Source organism: Rhodocytophaga rosea (assembly GCF_010119975.1).
GTDB classification, from domain to species: Bacteria; Bacteroidota; Bacteroidia; order Cytophagales; family 172606-1; genus Rhodocytophaga; species Rhodocytophaga rosea.
The window spans coordinates 1,727,825-1,751,531 of the sequence record NZ_CP048222.1 but is presented as its reverse complement, the minus strand read 5'-3'; the positions used below and the strand labels follow the sequence as shown (position 1 = coordinate 1,751,531).

Here is a 23,707-nt window from a genome sequence, read left to right as displayed (position 1 = left end):
TGCCAGAAAAGTGTTACTTATAATAAGCACAAGGGAAGTATAGCATGAAAACAAATAGTCTGTTTATAAAAAATATGGTATGTGACCGCTGCATAAGGGTGGTGCAGGAGGAAGTGGAAAAAGCCGGTTTGCAGGTAAAACAGGTTGTATTGGGAGAAGCGGTTATAGAAGGAGAAATCTCCCAGGCCCAGATGAATAATATACAAGACAGGTTATCTGCACACGGATTTGAGATTATTGATGATAGAAAAGCAGCTATTATTGAAAAGATTAAAAATCCGGTGGTAGCGCATATTCATCACAACCAATCCGGTGCTCAGCTTCATACCAACTATTCCGATTATCTCTCGGAAGCCTTGCACATGGACTATCATTACCTGAGTGCTTTGTTTTCATCCATGGAAAATGTAACGATTGAAAGATATATTATTCTGCAGAAAATTGAACGCGTGAAAGAACTGCTTATTTACAATGAACTTACCTTGAGTGAAATTGCCTGGCAAATGGGATATAGCAGCGTACAACACCTTTCCAGCCAGTTCAGGAAAGTAACTGGATATACACCCAGTGCCTTTAAGCAAATCCGGGAGAATAAACGTAAGTCCTTAGATCAGGTTGGGAAAGAAGAACCGGCATAAAAAAACAGCGGCATTCTTGTGAATACCACTGTTTGATAAGAGTGCTATATGCTATAATAGAATGGTTCCGAATGTTTTATGATTTTAATACTTAGGTTTTACTGCTTAATATATTTTTACAATCTGATCCCAAAGCTGAGTGCGTGCAATTCATGGCTAGGGCCTACTGAAGGGCTGGGGCCTTTACCAGTTGAAAACAGCGGATTTAAATCATACTTTGCAAAGAAATTAACTCCGAAGAGACTAATCTGGGTTTGCAGGCCATAGCGTATGTTATTCAGGTAAAAATTGCTTTTTTCATGATCTTTTTCCCGGTCTCCGCCGTCAAAGTACATGATTTTAGAGTAACTGTGGATGCGGTATCCCACATATCCACCAAAACCAAACCTAAAAGAACCTAACCGGGCACGTTTGAAATCAAGCATAGGCATTACCGGAATACTCAGATACCATACTGTCAGTTTGTTTCTTCGCAGGTCGATACCAGTATCTTCGAACGTTACTCCATCAACTCCCTTGCGGATACGTGAGTTTCCATCGAACATAAAGTTATTGGCTGAAAACTCAATCCCATGAGTCAGATAGAATGGGCTTTTCTGATTCCCAATTCTGGTTTTATAAATATAGCTTAAAGCGCCATACCTCGAACCTAAAGGCCGTAATTCATAGGGCTGGTTCGACTGATCTGGAATCTGGCCATTTTCCAGGTAATTATTTAAACCCAGATCTAGTCTGAATTCACCTTCCGTTCTTTTATGATGGCGTTCCCGGTTTTCCCGGCGTTCTCTGAACCTTCTGTAATTGGAATCAGACGAAGACCGTTTTGACCGGATGGTCACAATGGTGGAATCATTTTCACTCAATTCCAGTTCATCCTCTTCTGTATCTTCGTCCTTATCTTTTCCGATCCGGATAGTAAATGAGATAGATTTATCATTATCTTTCACCAGTACATCACTTCCCCGTACTATTACACTGTCGCCATTCATTACAAAACTGGTATCCTTGGAGGCCGTATTGCTTTGTGACTTTTCTGAGACGGCAAGCACTTGGTCAAATAAGGCATTGAAATCAAAATTTTTCAGCTTTTGTAGCTCCTGTCTGTCTTCGGAATGAACCACAATCCGGGTTTTTTTGCCAAACAATACAATAATAGAATCTTTTTCGGAAGCAATCACAGGATCGGTGAAGCAAAAACCTGTACTGCTTATGCCCACAAACAGGGCGATAAGGATATATAATTTTTTCATGGGTGCAAAGGATAAATTAAAATGGATGACTGACACTAAAATTGGTTTGACAGCGCTGCGCAGCTTTATCTTTTTATGATTATTAAATACTTCCAATACAATTGACTATTGACTAATAACGGGTATTATTCCCGGCTCTTATCCTGGTGAGAACGGCCACTGTTTACTTTTACCAGGGCTACTAAATTCTGCTTATTGAGGCCTAATTCATCAAACTCACCTTTTTTGAGTTTCCTCAGCTTATCCAATAACCTGGCAGCTTTGCCTTGTTTGGCAGGCGAATCGGGCTCGTCCATTTCTGCTGATTCTTCTGCAACCTGAGGCTCATCCAGCTGAACAGTTACTACAATGGTACTGGCCTCCGGATTAGCCAGCGCCAGAGTTGTTTCCGGCATAGGGATGGTTTCCTGTATCGCTACTGTTTCCTGAATTGCTGGTGCCTGGCGTAATTCTACTGGTTGTTTGCCAGGAGCAGGTTTAATAGCGGTTTTAGATTGTTTTTCTTTCTTTGGTTTGGGTTCTGGCGTAACCTGAATACCAGACTTAAGCTCAGTTTTATCGGGCTGACTAATATTTTCAGCAGGATTATTTTGTTGCTGCTGAGCGATTTGGTTATTTTTTTCTGTATTCGGCTGGGCAGGAATCGTTTGCTTCTCCTGTGGGCTTACTTGTTCTTCCACCGGAGGTTTATCTATAGCAATACTTCCTTCATCCGTAAACTGCTTACGCAGCAGAACGCCGCTCAGGATAAGCAAAAGCATGGCAGCCGCTACCGAATACGGGAGCCAAATGGGTTTTTTTTTATTTTTTTGCTGCAATCCTTTTTGCAGGTTCATCCAGGCATCAGCAGAAGGGGTGCTTTCCAGGCTGGAGAGTTTGTCAGCAAAAAGTTTATCTATGTTATTGGATGATTTCATGCTTTATCTTTTTTAGTAAACAGGTACGCCGTTACTTAATTATTGTTAATGATTTTTATATTCTTTGCGCAAAAGCAGCAGGTTTTGTTTCATAGCTTGCTTCTGTTTTTACCGTTTTTTTTTCTAAGTCAGCCAGTTGTTGTTGCAATAATGCCCTTGCCCGGCTCAACTGCGATTTAGAGGTATTCTCACTGATGCCCAGCATATCGGCAATTTCTTTGTGCGAATAGCCTTCAATGGCATACAGGTTAAATACCGTTTTATAGCCTGTGGGCAGCCCTTGTACCAGTTGCAGGAGCTCTTCTGCTTCCAGGTGAGTGCTTGCCTCCGTATTATGGTCAGACTGGTAATCGGCTTTATCTATTTCTACTTCCATGTAAATGCTTTTATTCTTGCGTATATAGCCTAAAGCCTCGTTCACCATTACCCTTCTGAGCCAGCCTTCAAAACTTCCCTCATGTTTGTATTGCCCGATTTTTTCAAACACCCGCATAAATCCGGCAATGAGAATATCTTCGGCTTCAAAACGGCTGTTTACGTAACGCAGGCAAATACCCATCATTTTCCTGGAGTATTTATTATAAATCTCCCGCTGAGCCGATGCCTCCCCTTCTGGCAGGCCCGGATTATTTTTTCTTCAGAATCAGATTTATAAATGTAAAGCTTCAGGTTCATTCGTTTGCTTTTTCGAAAGGGTAGATGCAAGGGTTTGCCGGGAGGTTGCACCGGAAATAAAAATTTTATTAAAATTTAACGGTTTTATACGAATTATTGGAAGCCTAATAAAAGGCTTTAAGTTTAATATGTCTGGCTGCCATTCTGATTATCAGATCTGCTGCCACAGTTAAAGTAACAACAATCAGAACAGACATTACTATATCACTTAAAAAATGGGCTTTTTGTATTACCCTGCCTACAGCAATCATTACAGGTATTATAATAACAGGCTTTGCCTTATCGAAATAATAACAGGGTGGAAAAAACAAACTAAAATAATAAGAGGCATGCCCGGAAGGAAAACCATCACCGCTTTTAAACCAGTAATGCGCTCCGGTTAATCCATTTTCAAATATGTATTCTGGCCTCATTCGTCCAAAATAGATTTTTAAGTAGGAAGTTATAATTGCAGCACATACTATAACAATGATCCAGGAAATAAAAAAAGAAGCCCATTTTAGATTTTTGAAATATAAGCTGCTGATTAATAAACCTATTGAGCTTATGATTAGAAAAATAGCCGATAGTTTATTGGTAATAAAATCACTCCAAGATTCTATCTTCTTAACATAGAAGATGAAGTCAGCTACATTATTTTTTACAAATAGAGATATCCATTGGTCAATAAGCAAGCTTAACATCAGGAAAAAGGTGAGAAAAACGATTATCCTGTATTTTATCAATGGATTATTTAAGTCGTACAGCGCCATTCTTCTTAAAGCGAACAACTAACAGTCCATCAACTCTTGCATAACCGATCCTGTTGAGTTGAGACTTGAACTCGGAAAGGCCGGTTGACGGTTTGAGTTGGGAGTTAGCTTTCGTTTTTTATTCCTTAATTATATTTATGCTATGTCTTCAGTTGCTAATACATAAACTATATAGCTACACCACAGTATGCCCAGAAAGATTAATACCCATCCAATGATTTTATTGTTCCTCCTGGATTTATCTACTATCCAATACACTATACCTAAAAAGATTAATGATGGTCCTGATACGAAAACAACTGTATAAAATCTCAATAATTCTGTACCTCTGTTTGTTATGATAGAATCATCATAATAATCTATTCCCATCCAGATGATTGGCAATAAGCATAGCAATGCTAATAGCAGTATAGTTATATCATTTTCTTGCTGCTTACTTCTTATTTTCATCTATCTCTTTTATGAAAGCTAACAATCCTCAATCATACTTGCGCTTGAAAATTTCGCCCATGATAAAAGCAGTTCTGGCGGTTTCGGGGTTTTTAAACAGCTGGGCATACATATTGGGCGTAACCTTGCGGATATCAAAGGCAGCAAACCTGTTTTTAGAGCTGTCGTTCAGCCCTTCATACTCCGATTTAGTGGGATCTTCATAATCTACCAGACTGGCTTTATTTTCATAGGTCGGAACATATTCTTCACCGGTTTGCTCATAGCTAAGATCTTCAAGCGCCTCTTCCCGTTTCTGTACTTCCATCGCCCGTTTGGCTTCAGCGGCTCGTTTGGCAGCTTTCTGGGCTTTTAATTCAACTTTGCGTTTCTGTTGCCGGGCTTTTTCTTCCGCCTCTTCATAAAAACTTTTCTGGGGTAGGTTAGCCGGTTCCGGACGCTGTTCTATCGTTGCCTGGGGCTGTGGATTTTTCCTGGTCGCTTCGCCAAATTCGTTCAGTAAATCCTGTAAGGTAGGAACATTGGTTTTCCGGGGCGGACTATTCTGCGTCATGGTAGGATCAGGCCCGGTATTTTCGCCAGTAGTCGGTGGCTGGGCGTTCTTTGCTTGTTTTCGTGCCTGTATAATAAAATAAATAATTGCTACTACGATGTAGAATAAAATCTGAAGTCCATCCATACTATCAAATATAAAAAAATACTGATAGATTTGATATTTTTTGCGATAGAGAAAGTATTTTAGTCATTGTCTGGAACCTGGATTTATCGGATTAATAGGATTGGATAGATTATCTTCACTCTTTAATCCTGTTCATCCTCAACTCTTGTAAATCCAGGTTCCAGACAATCCACCCAACCACCTTGTATTGATTCATGCAGTTAAGCAAATTAGAGATCAAAGGATTTAAAAGTTTCGGAGATAAAGTAGTTATCAATTTTGATGAAGGCATCACCGGCATTGTTGGCCCGAATGGTTGCGGTAAATCCAATATTGTAGATGCCATCCGCTGGGTACTGGGCGAACAGAAAACCAAAGCCCTGCGCTCGGAGAAAATGGAAAATATCATTTTCAACGGTACCAAAACCCGGAAAGCCCTGCAAATGGCAGAGGTTTCCCTTACTTTCAACAACAACCGCAAACTGCTTCCTACCGAATATTCCCAGGTTACTATTACCCGTAAATATTACCGATCCGGCGAAAGCGAATATCTGCTCAACAACGTAACCTGCCGCCTGAAAGACATTACCAACCTGTTTCTGGATACTGGTATTGTCTCAGATAGTTATGCGATTATTGAGCTGAAAATGGTAGATGATATCCTCAACGACAAGGACAATTCCCGACGGGGGTTATTTGAGGAAGCAGCCGGTATTTCGAAGTTTAAAGTACGCAAGAAGGAAACATTGCGCAAACTGGAAGAAACCGATACGGATCTGGCCAGGGTAGAAGACCTGCTGCATGAGATCAGTAAAAACCTGAAAGTACTGGAAAAGCAAGCCAAACAAACCCAGAGCTATTTTAAACTCAAAGAGGAATACAAACACTGGAGCATTGTACTGGCCCGTAAAACAATAGACAAGCACAGTGAATCCTTTATAAAATTAGGGAAGCAGATAGAGACTGAGCAGGAGCGAAAACGGCAATTACAGCAACAACTGGGCGAAAAAGAATTATCCCTGGAAAAGGAAAAAGGTAGTTTGATTGAAAAGGAAAGACTATTTGCCGCCAGACAACGGACGCTAAATGAATATGTGGGGAAAATCCGGCAGTATGAAAATGAGAAAAAAATCCGGCAGGAACGGCAGGCATTTCTGACTGATAAACTCAATTCCCTGAAAACGCAGCTGGAACAAGACCAGGGAAATATCCGCAAAGCCGAAGATGAAATTGCTAAATTAACCCGGCAAAAATTAGCTGCCGAACAGGTGGTGCGTGACATGTCCGAGCAACTGGCGTTCTTGCAGGAAGAATACCAGGCACAAAAGAATTTAACGCATCAGCTCCAGCAGGAAGTAAGCCGGGCATCCGGGCAGTTCCGCAAACACCAGGAAGAGGTGTACCAGTTGAAAAAATCCCTGGAAATTAAGCAGATTCAGCTTTCGTCGCTGAAACAGGAACTGGAAAGGGCTACTTCTGCCAATGCCGAGCAAAGAACCAATCTGCATCTGTTTGAAGATAAACTCTACGAAATTACGACCAGGCTCGAAGAGAGTCAGCAGGCATTAAATAGCCTGCAAAATTCCGTGAAGCAGATACAGGAGGAAACCCATCAGATAGAATCGGATATAGAACGGCTGAAACAGGAGATTGGGCAACACAACCGTACCCTGGACGCCAGACAGAATGAATATAAACTTACCAAATCGCTGGTAGAGAGTCTGGAAGGTTTTCCGGAAGCCATTAAGTTCCTCAAAAAACACCATGCATTTGATAAAAATGCCCTGCTGGTTTCTGATATTCTCACTTGTCCGAATGAGTATAGGGTGGCCATCGAAAATTACCTGGAGCCGGTCATGAATTATTATGTGGTGCAAACCGAAGAACAGGCATACCAGGCCATTGGGTGGCTAAGCCATGCAGAAAAAGGCCGGGCTAACTTTTTTGTACTCGATAATATCGGAACCTATACTTCTGCCAGTATACTCAAATCAGATGTAGAGAAAGGAATTGTAGCTGCCATTGATATTGTGGAATATGATGCAAAATACCAGTATCTGGTGCGTATCCTGCTCGATAATGTATACATTCTGACACAGAATCAGCCGGTACTTCCCAGAAATGAGGGCGCTATTTTTATTACCCAGAATGGCAAAGCAACCAGGCGGCGTTTCAGCATTTCCGGTGGTTCAGTAGGTTTGTTTGAAGGCAAACGGATCGGAAGGGCAAGAAATCTGGAAAACCTGAAAGCAGAGATCGCTCAACTGAATGAAACTATCGCCGGTTTAAATACTGCCTTGCAGCAAAAACAGCAGCAGAAACAGGAATTGCAAACTAAGCAGGCATCTTTATCTGCGGCAGTGAGCCAGAAACAAAAAGAAATCACCTTAATCAGCCAGGAGCAGATCACCGTAAGGACGAGGCAGGAACAAACGATGCAATTGCTTCAGAGCCAGTCGGCGAGGCATTCGGCCATACAGGAGCAAATGGAAATCCTGCAGGAAGAGATTGAAGAACAAGAGCCGGAATCAGATACGAAGGCGGCAGCCTTGAAGCAAGTTGAAGCCAGAGTGAGCCAGTTGAATGGGGAATTGCTCTATGAAAATGAAGCGCTCGGGCAAAAATCTTCGGCCTATAACCAGGAAAATATTGCGGTGCATCAGCAGCAAAATAAAGTTTCGGCGCTTGTACAGGAAATTCATTTTCAGGAACAAGCCTTACAAAGCAGTTTGCTGCGGCTCACCAAAAACAAAGAAGAACTTCACAAAACGGAACATCTGGTAGATCAATTAGCTGATACCACTGAAGCCGATGATGATACCTTAGCCACCCTGCAACAAGAGAAAGAAAGCATCGAGCAGGGCGTAAATGAGGCGGAAAAAGCCTATTACCAGGCTCGGGGCTGGATTGACAAAGCGGAAAAAGAAACCAAGGATATAAACCGCCAGCGGGAAAGTACCGATAGTTTGCTGAATGAATTGCAGCATAAACTCAGTGATACCAAACTCCAGCTGATGGCGGTAAAAGAGAGATTATCGGTAGAGTTCAGCATTGACCTGGATGCTTTTATGCAGGAGACTGCTGCGCCAACCAATGGATTTTTACCAGGTATAGGAGAGGAGTGGAGTGAGCAACTGCTCAGAGAAAAAGTACAGGACATTAAAAGCCGCATGGAACGCATTGGCCCCATTAATCCGATGGCACTCGAGGCTTACGAAGAAATGAAAGGCCGTTTCGATTTTATTGATTCCCAGAAACAGGATCTGGCCAATGCCAAACAATCGCTGCTGCAAACCATCAGTGAAATTGATATGGTGGCCAGGGAAAATTTTATGAAAGCCTATGAGCAGATCCGGCAGAATTTTATCAAAGTGTTCCGCTCATTATTCTCCGAAGAAGATTCCTGCGACCTGAAACTGTCTAATCCGGAAAATCCCCTGGAATCGAGCATTGAGATTATGGCAAAGCCTAAAGGGAAACGTCCGCTTACGATCAATCAGCTTTCCGGCGGCGAAAAAACCCTGACTGCCATTTCTTTATTGTTTGCGATTTATTTATTAAAACCAGCTCCCTTCTGTATTTTTGATGAGGTAGATGCACCGCTGGACGATGCCAATATTGATAAGTTCAATAACATTATCCGTACGTTTTCTGCAGATTCACAATTTATTGTAGTTACCCATAACAAACGCACCATGGTGGCTACTGATATTATCTACGGCATCACCCAAACCGAAGATGACATTGGTGTATCCAAAGTAGTTCCGGTGGATTTGCGGGCACTCGCGTAATTATAGTGGTGAGCCTACATAGTTATTGGCACCAGCCTGCTGACAGGAATTATATAACCAACAATATTTTATGGGACTATTTTCAAGCCTTTTCAGACAAAAACAAAATGATAAGTTTGTATCTCCGACAGATGTAAAAAAACAACCTGATGTTTTGACGACAGAGACCAATTTTGAATTTTATGAAAAAATAGTTGAGGTTATTGTCGTTTCTGAAACATTAAAGAACAAATTAAAAACCAGACTTAAACAGGCTTTTGAAAAGCCAAACTCCTTTTATGATGTAAATAATAATTTTATATTGTCCGAACGTGGACTAACCTATCCTAAAGATAAATCGCTGACACCTAAGTTTGTTCTGATTGATATATTGCAGGACAACAACCAAATGGCTGAAGTGGATTGGAAAGAGGAAGAAGAAGATATTCGTTTTGCTTTGAACAGAATACTTGAAGCTAAAAATTATGGCTTTATCTCTTCTGAAGCCAGTAATTTTGGCTACAAAGACACACTTGAAATGATAGAGCTGATAAACAAAGAGGAAATAAAGTCATTAGGATACTCTGTGGAAATGCTTGATATCAATTCGGACAGTTATGTTTTTACGGTTGTTCCATTAGAACGCCAACAAGAAGTGGCAGCAATGTTTGCAAAGCTGAAATAGAAAACGTCGATAAAATCCCAGTAAGCAGTATGGTTGGTATTTGAAATGTAGCGGAAATATCTAAATAATTAATCTGGAACATGGATTACACAGATGAGTGGATTTTCAGCATTACATGAACTGATTAAACAAAATTTGCAGGAGTTTTAGCTTATTAGAGTAAACTCCTGCAAATCATCAAATCAAATAAATCCAGGTTCCAGACAGTTTACTGCGTTCTGAAACGTACACCTACCCGGCAATCTCCTGGCTCCCCGCGGGTTTCATCACACACATTTTCCTGATACCCTACAATCCGCCGGCCATCGGTGTGGATGACAATGAATTTGAATAGGAAGTAATCATTCTGCTTAGCTGTACTTAAATCGATACCAGCGAAAGTTGCCAGCTGAGCCGCAGTTACGGTAAATGTTTTAGGAAAATCAGTAACTGTTTCAAAAAGTTTGTCGGCGGCACCTACCCGGCTCGGAAGCGGATATTGTGTTGCGGTTGGATATTGCAAACCTGGGGTAGAAATCAAGATAGGATAAGGTGGATTCCCGGTAGCTGGCGCTTTATAAAAACCAAGATATACTTCTATAGATTGTACTTCCGCTTTTCCGAATCCTTCCCAGGTAAGGCTATATTCAAATTCCTGATTCGCTAAGTTGGGATCGCTTAATTTGAAAAAAGAAGTATTGGCCGTCTGCACAGTAGGCAAGGCCGACTTGGCCGTATTTACTGATACCAATGGAACGGCTGTATAAGCCCAGTCTTCCCAATCGTAGTCTTTGTCTTTGCAGGAGTTAACCAGTACAAGGAATGCCAGGCAGGTATATAAAATAATATGTTTTTTCATAGACATTGCTAATTATGAGTTAGGTAGCTAATATTTATATAAGTTTTTAAGCCTTAAATCAGGGTTTAAGAAAGTGTTACTTATCCCAGAATACTGGTGTAGTTTGCTGAGCGGTTTGCAATTCACCTGCCCTGTCTGAAACATTGGTATTGGTAGATAATTCTGTCACCGAATAAGCAAGCCTTAGCGGAAATGCATTTAAAGGCGATAAAGGGGCTGGCAATACTGGTAAGCCAGTTCTTCTATAATCGGTATAGGCTTCCATGCCATTGCCATATAGCGCAATATATTTCTGTGTCATGACTAAATTCAACTGAGCCGCTGGATCTGTGGCTGCATCGAACTCGGCTGCACGGGCAGTTACAAAGTCATTAAGTGTAGGAACAGGTATAGGAGGAGCAGAATTACCGGAGGTGGCAGAAACTGTAATTACACTGTTTAACTGTTCTCTAATCCCGTCTAGGAATAATTGTTTGGCATCTCCGGCTGTACCCAACGTTAAAGCGGCTTCGGCCAGAATAAATTTTACCATGGCGTTTGTAATCAATGGAAATACACCGGCACCAGTACCATCCGTATTTCCTACTATTTTGAAATTTTTTACACCTTCGTTCTTAGGAATAAATATATATGTGCTGGGAAGGTTATTAATTTCGCTATTGTCATATAAGCCGCCAGCCGGATATACACCTACAGTAGCCTTGACTGAATTATCATTGGGAGAGGCAGTAGGATCGCCTGTATAGCGGCCGAAGTAGCCATTGCCGGTAGGTGTAAAACCTACGGTATAATTGGAAGTCTGGCGGTAGAAATAGTAACGCAAACGTGGGTCGTCGGCATTAAACAGCCTTTCTATAAAATGCTGGCTCATGTAATAATTTTTAGTCGGCAGATATTCCGTTCTGTGCCAGGGATGTCGGTTGGCAGGTGTTTCTGTACTACCAAAACGGAAAGAAAAATCCTGGGCATTTGTGCTGATCAATGGAGCACCACTTGCTAACAGGGCATCAATGCCTGCTTTGGCTTTGCCTGGATCAGCCAAACGGACCTGATTAAATAATTTGAGTTTCAGCGAGTTTCCCATCCGGACCCAGCTATCTTTACTGCCTTTGTAGATGACATCACCAAGCACAGCAAAAGCGCCTTTATCGGCATCTGCTAGTGCTTCGTCAATCAGGGCAAATAGTTTATCATAGATTTCTGCGCCGCTTTCAAAAGCAGGGTTTTCAATGGTATTTCCCTGAGAGGCATCGGTATAAGGAATGTCGCCCCACATATCTACCATGATGCTATAGATATAGGCTTTCTGCAATTTGGCAATGGCCACATAATCCCAGCGGAGTTGCGTAGTGCCTTCCCGGATGATGATCTCCAGATCATTCAGTGCCTGGGTATACAATCCATTCCATGATTGCTGATAGGTGGTGCCATCCTGAAAATTACGGCTGGTATTGGCTATATACAAATGCTGGGTCAGGATAGAAGTTCCTTGGTTCACATCCCGTAAACTTCCTGCCATAGACACTTGGGTAGCCGGCAGAAGCAGGTCTAATACTGGTGTTGTCGGGTTATTGGGATCTTCGTTGATATCGACGAAATCTTTGCAGGCATTTACGATGAGCAGAAAGCCGATGAGGGCAATGGTTTGTAGTTTATATATAAATTTCATGGTGAAACGCGGTAAAAGATGGATACTGAAACAAGGTTTAGAAACTTACCCTGAGGTTTACGCCAAACCTGCGGGTGGTTGGGATGTTGATAAAATCGAAGCCTTGCGAGTTGCCTGAACCTAATGAACTTGTTTCCGGGTCAAAGTTTAAATACTTGGGAAAGTTGGGAGCAAAGTACCACAGGTTACGGCCACTCACTGAAACAGAAGCGCTTCCAAACGGCGTTTTCTTTAAAACTCCTTCAGGTATCTCATATCCCAGAGAAACTTCCCGGAGGCGAAAAACGGTAGCATCCAGTATATTTACTTCATCAGCGCCACCTGGCCCAAAGCCACCAGTGAAATAATAGTCGGCTACAGCAATTCCAATGTTGTTGGGGATTTTATTTCCATCACCATCCAGAAGGGGTTGCAGGGTATTTACATCGCCCAGTACACCTTTTCCCACTAATATTTGTTCTCTCTCTTCGGTATCTCTGGTGACACCCCGGCTCAGCAGTTCATAGGCAGTAAAGGAATACATATCTCCGCCTTCTTTCCAGTCGAATAAGGCACTTAAGGTAAAGTTTTTAAACCGGAAAGTATTGGTGATGCCCAGAATAAAATCAGGGTTTGGATTGCCAATGGCTTCAATTCTGCCACTCAAAATAGGTTTACCGGTATTGGGATTCACCAGTACATTGCCTTCCTCGTCTTTGGCATAGGTAGACCCCCGGATTTGCCCATAAGGTCTGCCAGCAATATGTACACTTCCTAAGTCAGAAAAGCCACCATAAGGCAATTCTGTTAAGGAACCAATGTCTCTTACAATATTGCGGTTGAGGGTGAAAGCGGAAGAAATATCCCAGGTAAAGCCATTGCTGGTTTTTATGGGAGTTGCATTGAAACCGATTTCTATGCCTTCGTTCGAAGATTTACCCAGGTTAATTACTTTCTGTGAGAAACCCGAAGAAGGAACTGCATTCACGGTGAAAATTTGTGAGGTACTGATCTTATTGTAATACGTTATATCCAGGCCAAGGCGGTTCTGAAAAAACTGTAATTCAGCACCTACTTCAAGTTCTGTAATAAATTCAGGCTTTAAATTCGCATTTGCCAGCAGATCTGCCTGGGTAAGGGTGCTTTGCCCGATAAATGGAGACGAAATAGTGCCTGTTCCGGAAGAACCTGCTCCCAGTACTGGATTGGCTGTATACACGGTTTGGGTCTGATAAGGAGTGGCTTCGTTACCTACCCTGGTATATCCGGCTCTTACTTTTCCAAAAGAAAGTATATTTTTAGGAAGATCGAAAGCTTCCGTAAATATAAGCGAGGCATTTACGCCCCCATATAAATAACTTCTGTTGTTAGCCGGCAAGGTGGAAGAGACGTCATTCCGGGCGACCAGATTTAAGAAAGCATAGTTTTTATAATCCAGGGAAATGTCGGTAAAGAAAGCATAATAACGCTGCTTAAAATTATTCCGGTTGTTAGGCAATACCCTTGGAATGGTAATACTGGTATTATTCAGGGAATTGATGCCTCTGAAAATGATGCCGTCTCCGAAGGTTACCTGCCGCTCAGTGATACGCTGGTTTACGTTACTGCCCAGAATTACTTTTAAACCTATATTATCGGTGAGCGATTTAGTAGCTGTTAGTAATAACGTATTATCCAGTTCCTGCCTGTAAATATTATCTGTGGTAATGTTCCCATTGGGAAAATAATCTCCGCCTTTTCCATTTATAACCATTCTCCGGTCGGTATAGGCATTAAACCCGATTGTATTCTGGATATTCAGCCAGGGAAGCAGATCTAAACCAAGTACCAGATTTCCGTAATAACGGTCTACCTTGCTGGTAGTAGGGCTATTGTATACAGACCAGTAGGGATTATCGGTACCTACGCGGTCGTAAATATTATTGCCATTTAATGGATTGGTGTAGGGATAGCTGCTTAAATCATAGCTGGTAGGCACAAACATCAGAATATCCATAATTGAGTTTACCACAGCCCCGCCGGAAGAGCTGGCCGTTGAAAGCTGGGGGGAAGTTTGCGCAGTGTTTACATAATTGAGCGAACCGCCAACATAAAATTTATTGTCCAGCTGGGCATTTCCTCCAATGTTAATGGCTGTCCGGACAATTTCATTCTCAGGTACTACCCCCTGGTTGCTGGTTCTGGAAAGGCCGCCTGTAAAACTGGCTTTCTCATTGCCGGTAGAAATAGAAATGGCATTTTCGTATACACTGCCTCTGCGGAAAAAGTCTTTGGCATTGGTTTCGGAATAGGAGCGGTACGGCACTTGTATCGGGGTTATGCCATCCTCCTGGTAATACTGGGGAAATATGCTGGAAGGATAGCGGGTTACTGCCAGAGGATGTGGAACGGTTTCCCTGGTAGGAATCAGGCTGTTGGGTACATTGGAGTACGGTTGCCCCCAGGAACCAAATACACCACCCCGGTAATCGAAATTAGTACCCTGTCCATATTTTGTCTGGTAGTCGGGTAAGCCGGAAACAGATTCAGTAGAATAAGCCGTGTTATAGGTGATTTCCAGTCCTTTGCGGCTTTTCTTGCGGCCTGATTTAGTTATAATAATAATGGCACCATTGGCAGCCCTTGAACCGTAAAGCGCGGCAGCAGCAGCGCCCTTCAGTACGTTCATGCTCAAAATATTATTAGGATCAATATCAAAAGCCCGGTTAGTAACGGCAGCACCCCCTACTGTGCCATCTGTACTTCCGAAACTGGAGTTATCGAAGGGAACGCCATCTACTACAAATAAGGGCTGGTTGTTGTTTCCCAGCGAAGAATTTCCCCGGATATTAATATTTGTAGCGCCCCCGGCAGCGCCCCCGGAACCCTGAATATTTACTCCCGCTACCTTACCGGTAAGGGCGCGAATAGGATCAGGTTCGGATTTCTGGGCAATTTTATTCGCATCCAGGGTTGATACTGAATACCCCAGCGCTTTTTTGTCTCTTTCAATACCAGCGGCAGTTACTACAACTTCGGTGAGTTGGATATCGTCACCGGCCAGTTTTACATCAATAGTGCTACGGTTACTTACCGGTATTTCCTGTGTGGTAAACCCGATATACGAAAATACAAGTGTTCCTTCTCCAACTGCATTGATCGTATATTTTCCATCAATATCAGTAGTAGTACCATTGGTTGTCCCTTTTAGGAGTACATTCACGCCAGGCAAAGGCGAACCGTCTTCAACAGAAGTAACTGTTCCTGAAATTGATTTTTCCTGGGCTCGTAACCGGCTTGTTGCACAAACCAGTAAAATTGCCGCAAGGAATAAATGTAAAGTATTCTTCATGGTTTAGGGATTTGGAATAAATAATAACTTGTGCAGATTGCTAAAACTAAAATATAATTATGCAAAAGGCAATATATGCCATATAAAATTTTTATATATTATATTATGCGAATTTTTAATTTAAATATTTCGATTATTTCGAAATATTATTCTATTTGTATATTATATAACATATTTTAACTTATTTACTTATCTCGATAGAATATTTTGTAATAATTTTATTAATTACATGAAAATATTGTTTAGGTTTATTTTTGATTAAATTCATTCTGTTAGGCTGATTTTGAAATAGTTATATATTTCATAGGTAATACAGAATCCTATTCTGGGAACATGAAAGCAAACTAAGAATATAAAAGCTGATGGATATTTTCTTGATTGAAATCAAGGTTTTACCTGTAGCTTTATAATTCCTTTGTATGAAAAAAGAATATGCAAGCCGCCGAACAACAAAAAACATTTATTAACCCTCACACTGGAGACAGGCTGATTATTGTAAAAGATACCTTATCAACCAAGGGAAGTTTACTGGGAATGGAAGCGATTTACAAACAAACCAAAGAATTTGCCCCCGAGCACTATCATCCTTTTCAGGAAGAGCGTTTTGAAGTACTGTCAGGCACTTTACGGACAAAGATTAACGGGAAAGTCAGGGATTTTCAGGCAGGAGAGGTGTTTGTAATTCCGGTCGGCACACCTCATGGAATGCATAATGCGCATGAAGAACCAGTACATTTTTCCTGGGAGATCAGACCGGCTTTGCGCTCAGAAGCTATGTTTACACGCCTATATGAATCTTTACATACTAATAAATTAGACAAAAAAGGCCGCCCCAGTTTAAAAGTAACTCTGTCTATTCTGTCGGATTTTCAGCGGGAGTTCAGGCTTACGGCCATTCCCCTGTTTTTACAAAAGATTATTTTTGGGGTTATTGGTATCTTGTATAAGCAGAAATGAGATCAGCCTTGAAGTGATTTTTTAAGATTGCTGCCTTTATCCTTATAGTAAAAAATAGAAAGTTAATACTGTGCATATGTTGAAATTAATCTGCTCAATTTAGCCTGGATGTCTTTTTCAACGGTACCTCCATGATAACAGATAATGGTATCAATATCCAATGCCTGCAATTTTTTGATGGAAGCGACTGCCTCCGCTAAATCGAGCGTAAAGTGTGGGTTCGCAATTTCAAATTCTCCGTTTTCATATACCAGAGCATCAGCTGCAATCAGAATTTTCGATTCCTTGATATAAATAGAAATATGTCCGGGCATATGTCCTGGGGTAAAAATAATCTGTGCGCTCTTCAAAAAAGATGGATTTTCTATGGGTGTCAACGTATAGTCTACCTCAACCGGCTTTATTTGTTGGAGCATTTGCTGAAAATAGCGTGCACCTGGTTTTTGGTCTTCCGGAAGCGAGTCATACAGGTTTTCTGCCTGCCGGAGCCGTTCAGATTTTAGTTTTCCGCTGATGTAAGGCGCTTCTATCGCAGAAGAATATATTGTAACAGAAGGATACTTGGTTTTAAGTTCAAAGGCTGCCCCCATGTGGTCCATATCATGGTGCGTAATAATAAGGCCGGTTAGTTTTTCCAGGGAAAAGCCATGTTGGTGAACTGCGGCTTCAATAAGTGGCATAAATCCTTCGTAGCCACAGTCTACTAATATAAGTTCGTCGCCCTGTTCCATTAAAACCGGACACAAGGTTTCTTCTTTTCCGGTAAAGTTAAATTTCAGTTCAAGCACATGTACATTCATAAATTGATATACTTCTAATAGATGAGTTATGTGTAAGTAATAATGAGTTGAGTTGAATGTTGGCGGATGTTATGGAAAAAAGCAGAATTCATTCCTTCCGAAACCATCCCAATGAGCATATTCAACCTACATAAATTGCATTAAAATAAAAACAGGTATACGTGTTAACTAAATTAGATTTATAGTACTAAAGTTAAAGCTGCTGTACTTGACTTTGTTATTCATTATCAAAGCTTTACTTGCATCTTTACTAATTATTTATATCTTTTGCCTGAATTATAGCCTGTGCAATGAAGCATGCCGCCGCTTTATTTTTTATTGCGGTTTTAGCCATCACCATACTCCTTTTCTTCACAAATCCTGAGTGGCTCGAAAAAGTATGGCTCTGGATTATTGGTTTTATTGGCTACATAATATTACTCTTTGAAAAAGGCTTTCGGGCAGTTACTGATCGGTTTCGCCGGGCAACAGAAAGTACAGATACAGGGAAGATTGTCTTAGCAGATGCAGTACCAGTTGTAGTGTCCTCTGAGGAAGCCATCAAAACAGCTCAATTGCAACAGCGGATTGTTGAGGTAGAAAATCAGTTGAAGGCAGAACATACACAAGGTCACTATTTGTCAGACAGCACATTAACGGTACTCCGCTACCTGGACGACGGACAAACGACACTGGGTTTGCTTTTCGTGCGGAAGAAATTTTTTGCCTATACCCTGGAAGATACCAGGCGGAAAGACAAAGTAGCCGGAGAAACCAGGATTCCGGCAGGTATATATCCGCTTGTTTTGAATCAATCGCTAACAGCCTTGACTACAAAATACCGACAGCTATGGCCCTGGTTTGAATATCACCTGGAAATTCAGAATATTCCGGGATTTGCCCATGTATACCTGCATGTGGGCAATACCCATGAAGATACCAAAGGTTGCCTGTTGATTGCAGATGGCGTAAATGCAGCCAGTACCACAAAAATGATTTCCCATTCCCGCATTGCCTTTGAACGATTGTATAAAACCATTCATGCACTCCTCTTATCCGGCGAAGAAGTACACATCCGTATTATGGACGAAGACTGGTTTGAGCGCAGCAAACTAAGCACCTCATGAAAACTTCCACCAAAATCCTCTGGGTACATATCATTTCCATCCTCGTTATTACCGTGGCTTTACTCATCCTGATCTCGGTAAGTGATTTATTTCCTCGTTTTTCTATCGGATTTGTTATTGTGGGCGCATTGGGAATGATATACGGGGTAATCACCAAATACATTAATGCTGAAATAGCTGGCAAAACCCAGGGAGCAAATCCCTATCACCGGTTTTTCTTTGGCGGTACCGGATTGCTAACAACCGTTCTCACGGTACTTGGTTTGCTTAGTGCCTTGTTTGTGTACTTAGAACATGGTAATCTTTTTCAGGCCCTGGGGCTGGTGGTTTCGGTGATCTGGGTGGCTGTTTTTCTGCGGTATTTTATGTGGTCGGTATACCATTATAATATTAACTACGGACTCACGGATAAAGACTGGGAAAAGATTTTTGAAGCCAGGGAAAAAGAAAAAATGGGTTTTCCGGTAAACGAAAAAGACCTGGAAGCACCGGAAGTAAATCCCTACCGCAGCCAGACCTTTGGCCTGCCACCAGGCACCGTACGGGGAATGATCGCCTTTACAGTACTTTTTGGCGGGCTCTCCCTGCTGATTGTCAGTTTCGGAACGGAGTATTCTACCAGCAATCAACTTGCCGTCATCCGGCAGCAATTTGAGTTTTTTGAAACGGCTTTTCTAATGATGATCGCTTTCTATTTTGGTGATAAATCCCTCAAATATCTCCAGAAACGGTGGACCCGTCCAGGTACTGCAGAAGCGGCTCCGGGAGCAACGCCTGGCAGGGAAGTTACCAATGACCTGGAAGAAGATGACCTGGAATTTGTAGAAGATGAAAGGGAATTTGCCCAGATGGAAGATGAAAAAAGCCCACCTCCGCTTACCAAGCTGCGCAAATCGCTCTCTACAGCCGCTCTAAAACCACAGGAAACTGAAGTAGTTGGCAGTTTTGTGCAAATTAAAGATAATATCTACAGTAAAGTACTAAGCGATGAAAAAATCGAAGAAGCCCTGGCAAAGCTGCGGGAAGAGGAACTAATTGAATTGACCTATCCGGTGGTAAAGGCCATTATTGAAGTAGAATCTTCCGGCCGTGGTCACCTGCCCGACGGCAAGCCCAAGATTTTGTTTGAAGGACATAAATTCTGGTACTGGCTGGAAAAACAGGGTAAAGATCCGCAGGCACTGCAGGAAGAACATCCCAACATCATTTATAAAACCTGGACTTCCAAGTATTACCTGGGCGGAATCAACGAATACAAACGCCTCGAAGCTGCCCGTCAGATTGATGAAAAAGCGGCTATTTATGCTACTTCCTGGGGGCTATTTCAGATGCTGGGCGAAAACCTGGAACACAACCTGAAATCTAGACTTAATGAAAGCAAGGTAGCAGCAGGTAATACCTATTTCTATAAAGATTATAAGGATTTTGAAGAAAAGCAGGGCTTATCCGAATACTACCACTTTCTGGATTTTCTGGAGTTTATTAAAGTAAAGACTGCAAAGGGCAAGCGGCTCATCGAATATATCCAGGGACAAAATGATTCCAATTATGACTGGGCAACATTTGCCTATGGTTATAATGGCAGCGGCTATAAGGAAAATAAGTATGATGTAAAACTGAAGGCCGCTTACCAGAAACACCGCATTACTTCGATTACTGTTGAAACGGATAAAATAAGCCCAACCGGTTTTATTCCTATTATTGATGCCGGTCATGGCGGCATGAAAGACGGGCGGTATACTACAGACCCAAAAACCGGGAAAAAGTACAAGTTTGCAGATGGGGTTGAAATTTTTGAGGGCGACATTAACCGCAAAATCGGCCAGATTCTCATTGACCTGTTGCAGGAAGCTGGCATTCCCTATCACAATTTAACGGTAAGCACCCTGGAAGATACGCCTCTAAAAGACAGGGTGACCAAAGCCAACCAAATCTATGCAGCTAATAAAAATAGTTACCTGCTTTCCATTCACAGTAATTGTAGTTCAACAGCACTTACCGGCGATGGAGGCACGGCTACCGGTTTTGAAGTATGGACCAGCGTAGGCCAGACCAAAAGTGATGAACTGGCCAGTATGGCTGCCAAATGGTACAAGCATGATTTTCCGGGTTTCAAATTCCGGCAGGATATGACCGATGGCGACGATGACAAGGAGAAGAATTACTATGTATTGAAAAATACCCATTGTCCGGCTTTCCTGGTCGAAAACCTGTTTTACGATAATAAACAGGATGCCCAGTTTTTGCTCAGTACACAGGGACAAACCAGGGTAGCCAGGTGTCTGTTCAATACGATAAAAGAAATTTACTACAAAACCAAAGTCTGATGGAGAAGCACACAATCAATGGCTTGGGGCGACTCCTCTTTGTGCTGCTTCTACTGCTGGTGAGCGGCTGTAAGAAGGATGAGCGAGGACTGGTGGTAGGAAAAATTCAACGGGCAAGTGATCTGGCGACCACCGAATTTACAGTGGATAAGATTGTACATGGCACCAAAACAAAAAAGCTTTCCTGGTTCATTAAACTGAGCGAAGCCCGTTTTCTCGCTTATTCACAAGCTAAAATTAAAGCAGGCATTGACCTAAGGGAAATTGGGGAGCAGGACATTGAAATTAAAGAAAAGCGTATTGTGCTCCGATTGCCTGCGGTAAAGGTGATTAACTTTTCGTATCCGCCTTCCAGTTTTGTGGAAGATACCTTAATTTCTGATACCAGGGCTTTTCTGAACACCATTAACATCGAAGACCAGGAAGAATTTTTCCGGCAGGCAGAACTCGACATCCGCAATAACCTGGAATTTATGGGGATTGTAGAAACCACCCAGGAACATACCCGCACCCTGCTCACCCGGCTATTGCACTCGCTGGGTTATGAAGAAGTGTTTATCTCCTTCAAAAGCAATGAACTGCAAATTGATAAAGTGGAATTAGTGACCGAAACAGAAAAGAAATGATCGCCTGGCTGCTTAAACACTGGAAACTAATGCTGGATGCTTTGATTATCATCGCACTCGTGGTATTGCTTTTCCTATGGAATCCCTTTGGCATATTTGGCGGCGGATTGAAACTGGAAACCACTACCAATATGGTTACCCAGATTCAAGGCATTGGCCAGCTGGTAACGGCAGAATATTATGGAGAAGTGATTGCGTCTATTGATGAGTCCAGGCTGGAATTGATCTATGAAGATTCGCTCAACGATGGAGCCAATATTGTGTATGCCGATATCAAGCATGCTTTGTATAATCTCTATCAATACCAGCAACAGCCGAGGACGGAGCGGGTGGAAGAGTTTAAAACGATGAATGAGAAGGTGGATGGATGGCGTAAACTCATCCGGCAGGAGGTAAGCCGCAACAATGTACTGGATAAACTCAGATTCCATGAATCGTTTGATGACAATAAATCGCTGGTTAAAAAAGTACTGGAGTACCTCTGGCGGGAAAAATCCGGTAAGAATAGAAAGGTAAACTGGGACCCTAAGGAAAGACATGCAGAAGAAATTCTGTTTCTTTTATACAATGAAGTGGCAGAAAATCATAAGAAACTCAACCCCGACGCTTTTCAATCCTCCCTGAACGATGGCTTTGAATTGACCAAAGACTTCAGTACCTTTTTCTACGAGGACCAGGTATCGAAATTAAGCCGGGTAGAAAAGAAGAAAAAACTGGCCATGGTCGGCAGGGGATGGGTAAAAGCCGGTTTTGATTTCGGCAGCCTGGACGAACATGCGTTTTATCTGAATGAAGAATCAGGTGAAATACACTTTTTTGGCTTTGAACCCAAAATCCTGAATGCCGATATTAATCCCTGGTTTATTCCCGAAAAAGCCATCCCAGGCTTTGAAATTATAGATTATAATGGGAAGGTGAATTTTAAGGATGCGCAGAAAGTAAAACAATACTGCATTGATAAACTGGTGCTGTATGCCAACCGGGCACAAATTATTGCCCAGGCACAGAAACAGGGCGAAGAAACATTAATCAGCTTTTTCTCTTTGCTGACAGGTAAAGAAATCCGGAAGATACATTTTCACAACGATGAATTCACCAGGGCCACCAATGCGATTGCCCAGGATGAATATATTAATTCCTCAGAAGCCATTTTACTCGACTCCCTGGTCAGCCGGGAAGTTTTTTTAATAGACTCTCTGTCTACTTCCAGAACCAATCGCTCTGGCAATGTGCAGATAGCCAGGCAAAAGGAAAACATGCTTCGTTCGCAGCTCGGAAAACTACGAAAATTTCCATTTGAAGACACCGACTATCCTTTCAACTATTACGCTGCCATGGCTTTCCGGATCGCACAGGATTCTGTGATTGATGCAGATGAACAGCTGGAAATAGAAAATGTACGCTGGGACAAACTATCAGATGCGTCAACTTCATCAATCCATCCGGCAAATTATCATTACTGGTACCAGGACAGCCTGCAATTTCTGATGGAATACAATGCCGCCCTGGATTACCTGATGGAAAAATGCAGCGTTGCCGCCAGCATACGTGATACGATATTGCCTGCTAAAACCTGGGAGAACAGCCTTGCAACTTATACCATTGTCACTCACCGGGCTCTTGCCGATTCGGTACGGGTCAGCTATCTGGTAAATGAAAAAGAGGCCGGTCAATATCTCTATGGATTGCTGTATCCCTTCCGGTATGAGCCGGAAGAATTTGATCGGTACACTAAAGTAAATAAGCTTTCAGACACTGAAGTCTCCTCCCGCAAAGATACAATGCTGGCTGCTGCTGACAAGATATTATGGGTGTATGAGCCTCAAAAACAGCGGCTGGTAAGCTTGCTATTGCCTCCGGCATCTTTCCTGCATCCACAAATACTCGCTAAAGTTTCCGACAGTACTTCTGTAATTGCCTTAGAAAGCCTGTATTTTCTGCTTTCGTCTGATTCTATCCGTCTGCCTGTTTCGCAATTGAGCAAGCCTATTCTTTTGCAGGCCAGGCAAAAGCAGGAATTACTATCATACTATCTTTACCTGCAGGAAGCCAACCAAACGAATCTGAATAAAGGCTCTATTGTCAGGGCGAGTGAGTGGGTTCGTAATAAGCTTTCCAACCGGAAAAATGTACGCAGCCGCTTTCAGAAAATGAGAGAGTATATCTGGCCAAGCCAGCCGGCTGATTAAGCCAGATATATTCCTTAAAATTAGTTTGCTAATATATCACACATTCCCGCTACTGTTGCCTTTTACTGTAGCTATGTGCTGCTCGGCACG

Annotated in this window: 17 protein-coding genes; 8 read left to right on the top strand and 9 right to left on the bottom strand. The window is 42.1% G+C overall.

The window, feature by feature from the left end; translation table 11 throughout:
- Positions 1-44: 44 nt before the first annotated feature.
- A complete protein-coding gene (locus GXP67_RS07290; RefSeq protein ID WP_162442525.1) occupies positions 45-638 on the top strand; it encodes a helix-turn-helix domain-containing protein in 594 nt (197 codons plus the stop codon).
- Between the two features lie 116 nt (positions 639-754).
- On the opposite strand, the gene GXP67_RS07285 is transcribed toward GXP67_RS07290, so the two are convergent.
- The 5 genes from GXP67_RS07285 to GXP67_RS07265 form a co-directional block, all read right to left on the bottom strand.
- The gene (locus tag GXP67_RS07285; RefSeq protein ID WP_162442524.1) at positions 755-1,888 is read right to left on the bottom strand and encodes a porin family protein; all 1,134 of its coding nucleotides are present in this window, start codon (positions 1,886-1,888) and stop codon (positions 755-757) included.
- 125 nt (positions 1,889-2,013) lie between these two features.
- On the bottom strand, positions 2,014-2,805 hold the full coding sequence (locus GXP67_RS07280) for a hypothetical protein (RefSeq protein ID WP_162442523.1): 792 nt from the start codon (positions 2,803-2,805) through the stop codon (positions 2,014-2,016).
- A 55-nt stretch (positions 2,806-2,860) separates the two neighbouring features.
- Positions 2,861-3,367: an RNA polymerase sigma factor gene (locus GXP67_RS07275; RefSeq protein ID WP_162442522.1), complete on the bottom strand. Its 507-nt coding sequence runs from the start codon at positions 3,365-3,367 to the stop codon at positions 2,861-2,863.
- Positions 3,368-3,584: 217 nt separating this feature from the next.
- Positions 3,585-3,893, bottom strand: a complete 309-nt coding sequence (locus tag GXP67_RS38210) for a phosphatase PAP2 family protein (protein WP_232065018.1) — start codon at positions 3,891-3,893, stop codon at positions 3,585-3,587.
- Between the two features lie 817 nt (positions 3,894-4,710).
- The gene (locus GXP67_RS07265; protein WP_162442520.1) at positions 4,711-5,361 is read right to left on the bottom strand and encodes a hypothetical protein; all 651 of its coding nucleotides are present in this window, start codon (positions 5,359-5,361) and stop codon (positions 4,711-4,713) included.
- Between the two features lie 194 nt (positions 5,362-5,555).
- On the opposite strand from GXP67_RS07265, the gene smc reads away from it, so the two are divergent.
- Positions 5,556-9,131, top strand: coding sequence for a chromosome segregation protein SMC (smc, locus tag GXP67_RS07260; RefSeq protein ID WP_162442519.1), 3,576 nt, complete (start codon positions 5,556-5,558; stop codon positions 9,129-9,131).
- A 70-nt stretch (positions 9,132-9,201) separates the two neighbouring features.
- On the top strand, positions 9,202-9,795 hold the full coding sequence (locus tag GXP67_RS07255; protein WP_162442518.1) for a DUF6630 family protein: 594 nt from the start codon (positions 9,202-9,204) through the stop codon (positions 9,793-9,795).
- Between the two features lie 208 nt (positions 9,796-10,003).
- Here the strand turns inward: GXP67_RS07255 and GXP67_RS07250 are convergent, their stop codons facing one another.
- The 3 genes from GXP67_RS07250 to GXP67_RS07240 all read right to left on the bottom strand — a co-directional run bounded on the left by GXP67_RS07250 (position 10,004) and on the right by GXP67_RS07240 (position 15,612).
- On the bottom strand, positions 10,004-10,633 hold the full coding sequence (locus GXP67_RS07250; protein ID WP_162442517.1) for a hypothetical protein: 630 nt from the start codon (positions 10,631-10,633) through the stop codon (positions 10,004-10,006).
- A gap of 76 nt (positions 10,634-10,709) precedes the next feature.
- Entirely contained in the window at positions 10,710-12,302 is a 1,593-nt protein-coding gene (locus GXP67_RS07245; protein WP_162442516.1) for a SusD/RagB family nutrient-binding outer membrane lipoprotein, read from the bottom strand.
- A 37-nt stretch (positions 12,303-12,339) separates the two neighbouring features.
- Positions 12,340-15,612, bottom strand: coding sequence for a SusC/RagA family TonB-linked outer membrane protein (locus tag GXP67_RS07240; RefSeq protein WP_162442515.1), 3,273 nt, complete (start codon positions 15,610-15,612; stop codon positions 12,340-12,342).
- Positions 15,613-16,044: 432 nt separating this feature from the next.
- Between GXP67_RS07240 and GXP67_RS07235 the strand changes: the two genes are divergently transcribed.
- Positions 16,045-16,569, top strand: a complete 525-nt coding sequence (locus GXP67_RS07235; RefSeq protein WP_162442514.1) for a cupin domain-containing protein — start codon at positions 16,045-16,047, stop codon at positions 16,567-16,569.
- A gap of 62 nt (positions 16,570-16,631) precedes the next feature.
- On the opposite strand, the gene GXP67_RS07230 is transcribed toward GXP67_RS07235, so the two are convergent.
- Positions 16,632-17,369 carry an MBL fold metallo-hydrolase gene (locus GXP67_RS07230; protein ID WP_162442513.1) on the bottom strand — a complete coding sequence of 246 codons (738 nt, stop codon included), beginning with the start codon at positions 17,367-17,369 and terminating at the stop codon, positions 16,632-16,634.
- A gap of 290 nt (positions 17,370-17,659) precedes the next feature.
- Between GXP67_RS07230 and GXP67_RS07225 the strand changes: the two genes are divergently transcribed.
- Genes GXP67_RS07225 through GXP67_RS07210 form a run of 4 tightly spaced genes read left to right on the top strand, consistent with a single transcriptional unit; the run spans position 17,660 to position 23,617 of the window.
- Positions 17,660-18,475: a DUF5675 family protein gene (locus GXP67_RS07225; RefSeq protein ID WP_162442512.1), complete on the top strand. Its 816-nt coding sequence runs from the start codon at positions 17,660-17,662 to the stop codon at positions 18,473-18,475.
- The gene (locus tag GXP67_RS07220) at positions 18,472-20,802 is read left to right on the top strand and encodes an N-acetylmuramidase domain-containing protein (protein WP_162442511.1); all 2,331 of its coding nucleotides are present in this window, start codon (positions 18,472-18,474) and stop codon (positions 20,800-20,802) included. The genes GXP67_RS07225 and GXP67_RS07220 overlap by 4 nt, the downstream gene beginning before the upstream one ends.
- Complete coding sequence (locus GXP67_RS07215; RefSeq protein ID WP_162442510.1) at positions 20,802-21,428, top strand: DUF4230 domain-containing protein; 627 nt, start codon at positions 20,802-20,804, stop codon at positions 21,426-21,428. Before GXP67_RS07220 ends, GXP67_RS07215 begins: the two co-directional genes overlap by 1 nt.
- Positions 21,425-23,617: a hypothetical protein gene (locus GXP67_RS07210; RefSeq protein ID WP_162442509.1), complete on the top strand. Its 2,193-nt coding sequence runs from the start codon at positions 21,425-21,427 to the stop codon at positions 23,615-23,617. The genes GXP67_RS07215 and GXP67_RS07210 overlap by 4 nt, the downstream gene beginning before the upstream one ends.
- Positions 23,618-23,707 lie beyond the last annotated feature (90 nt).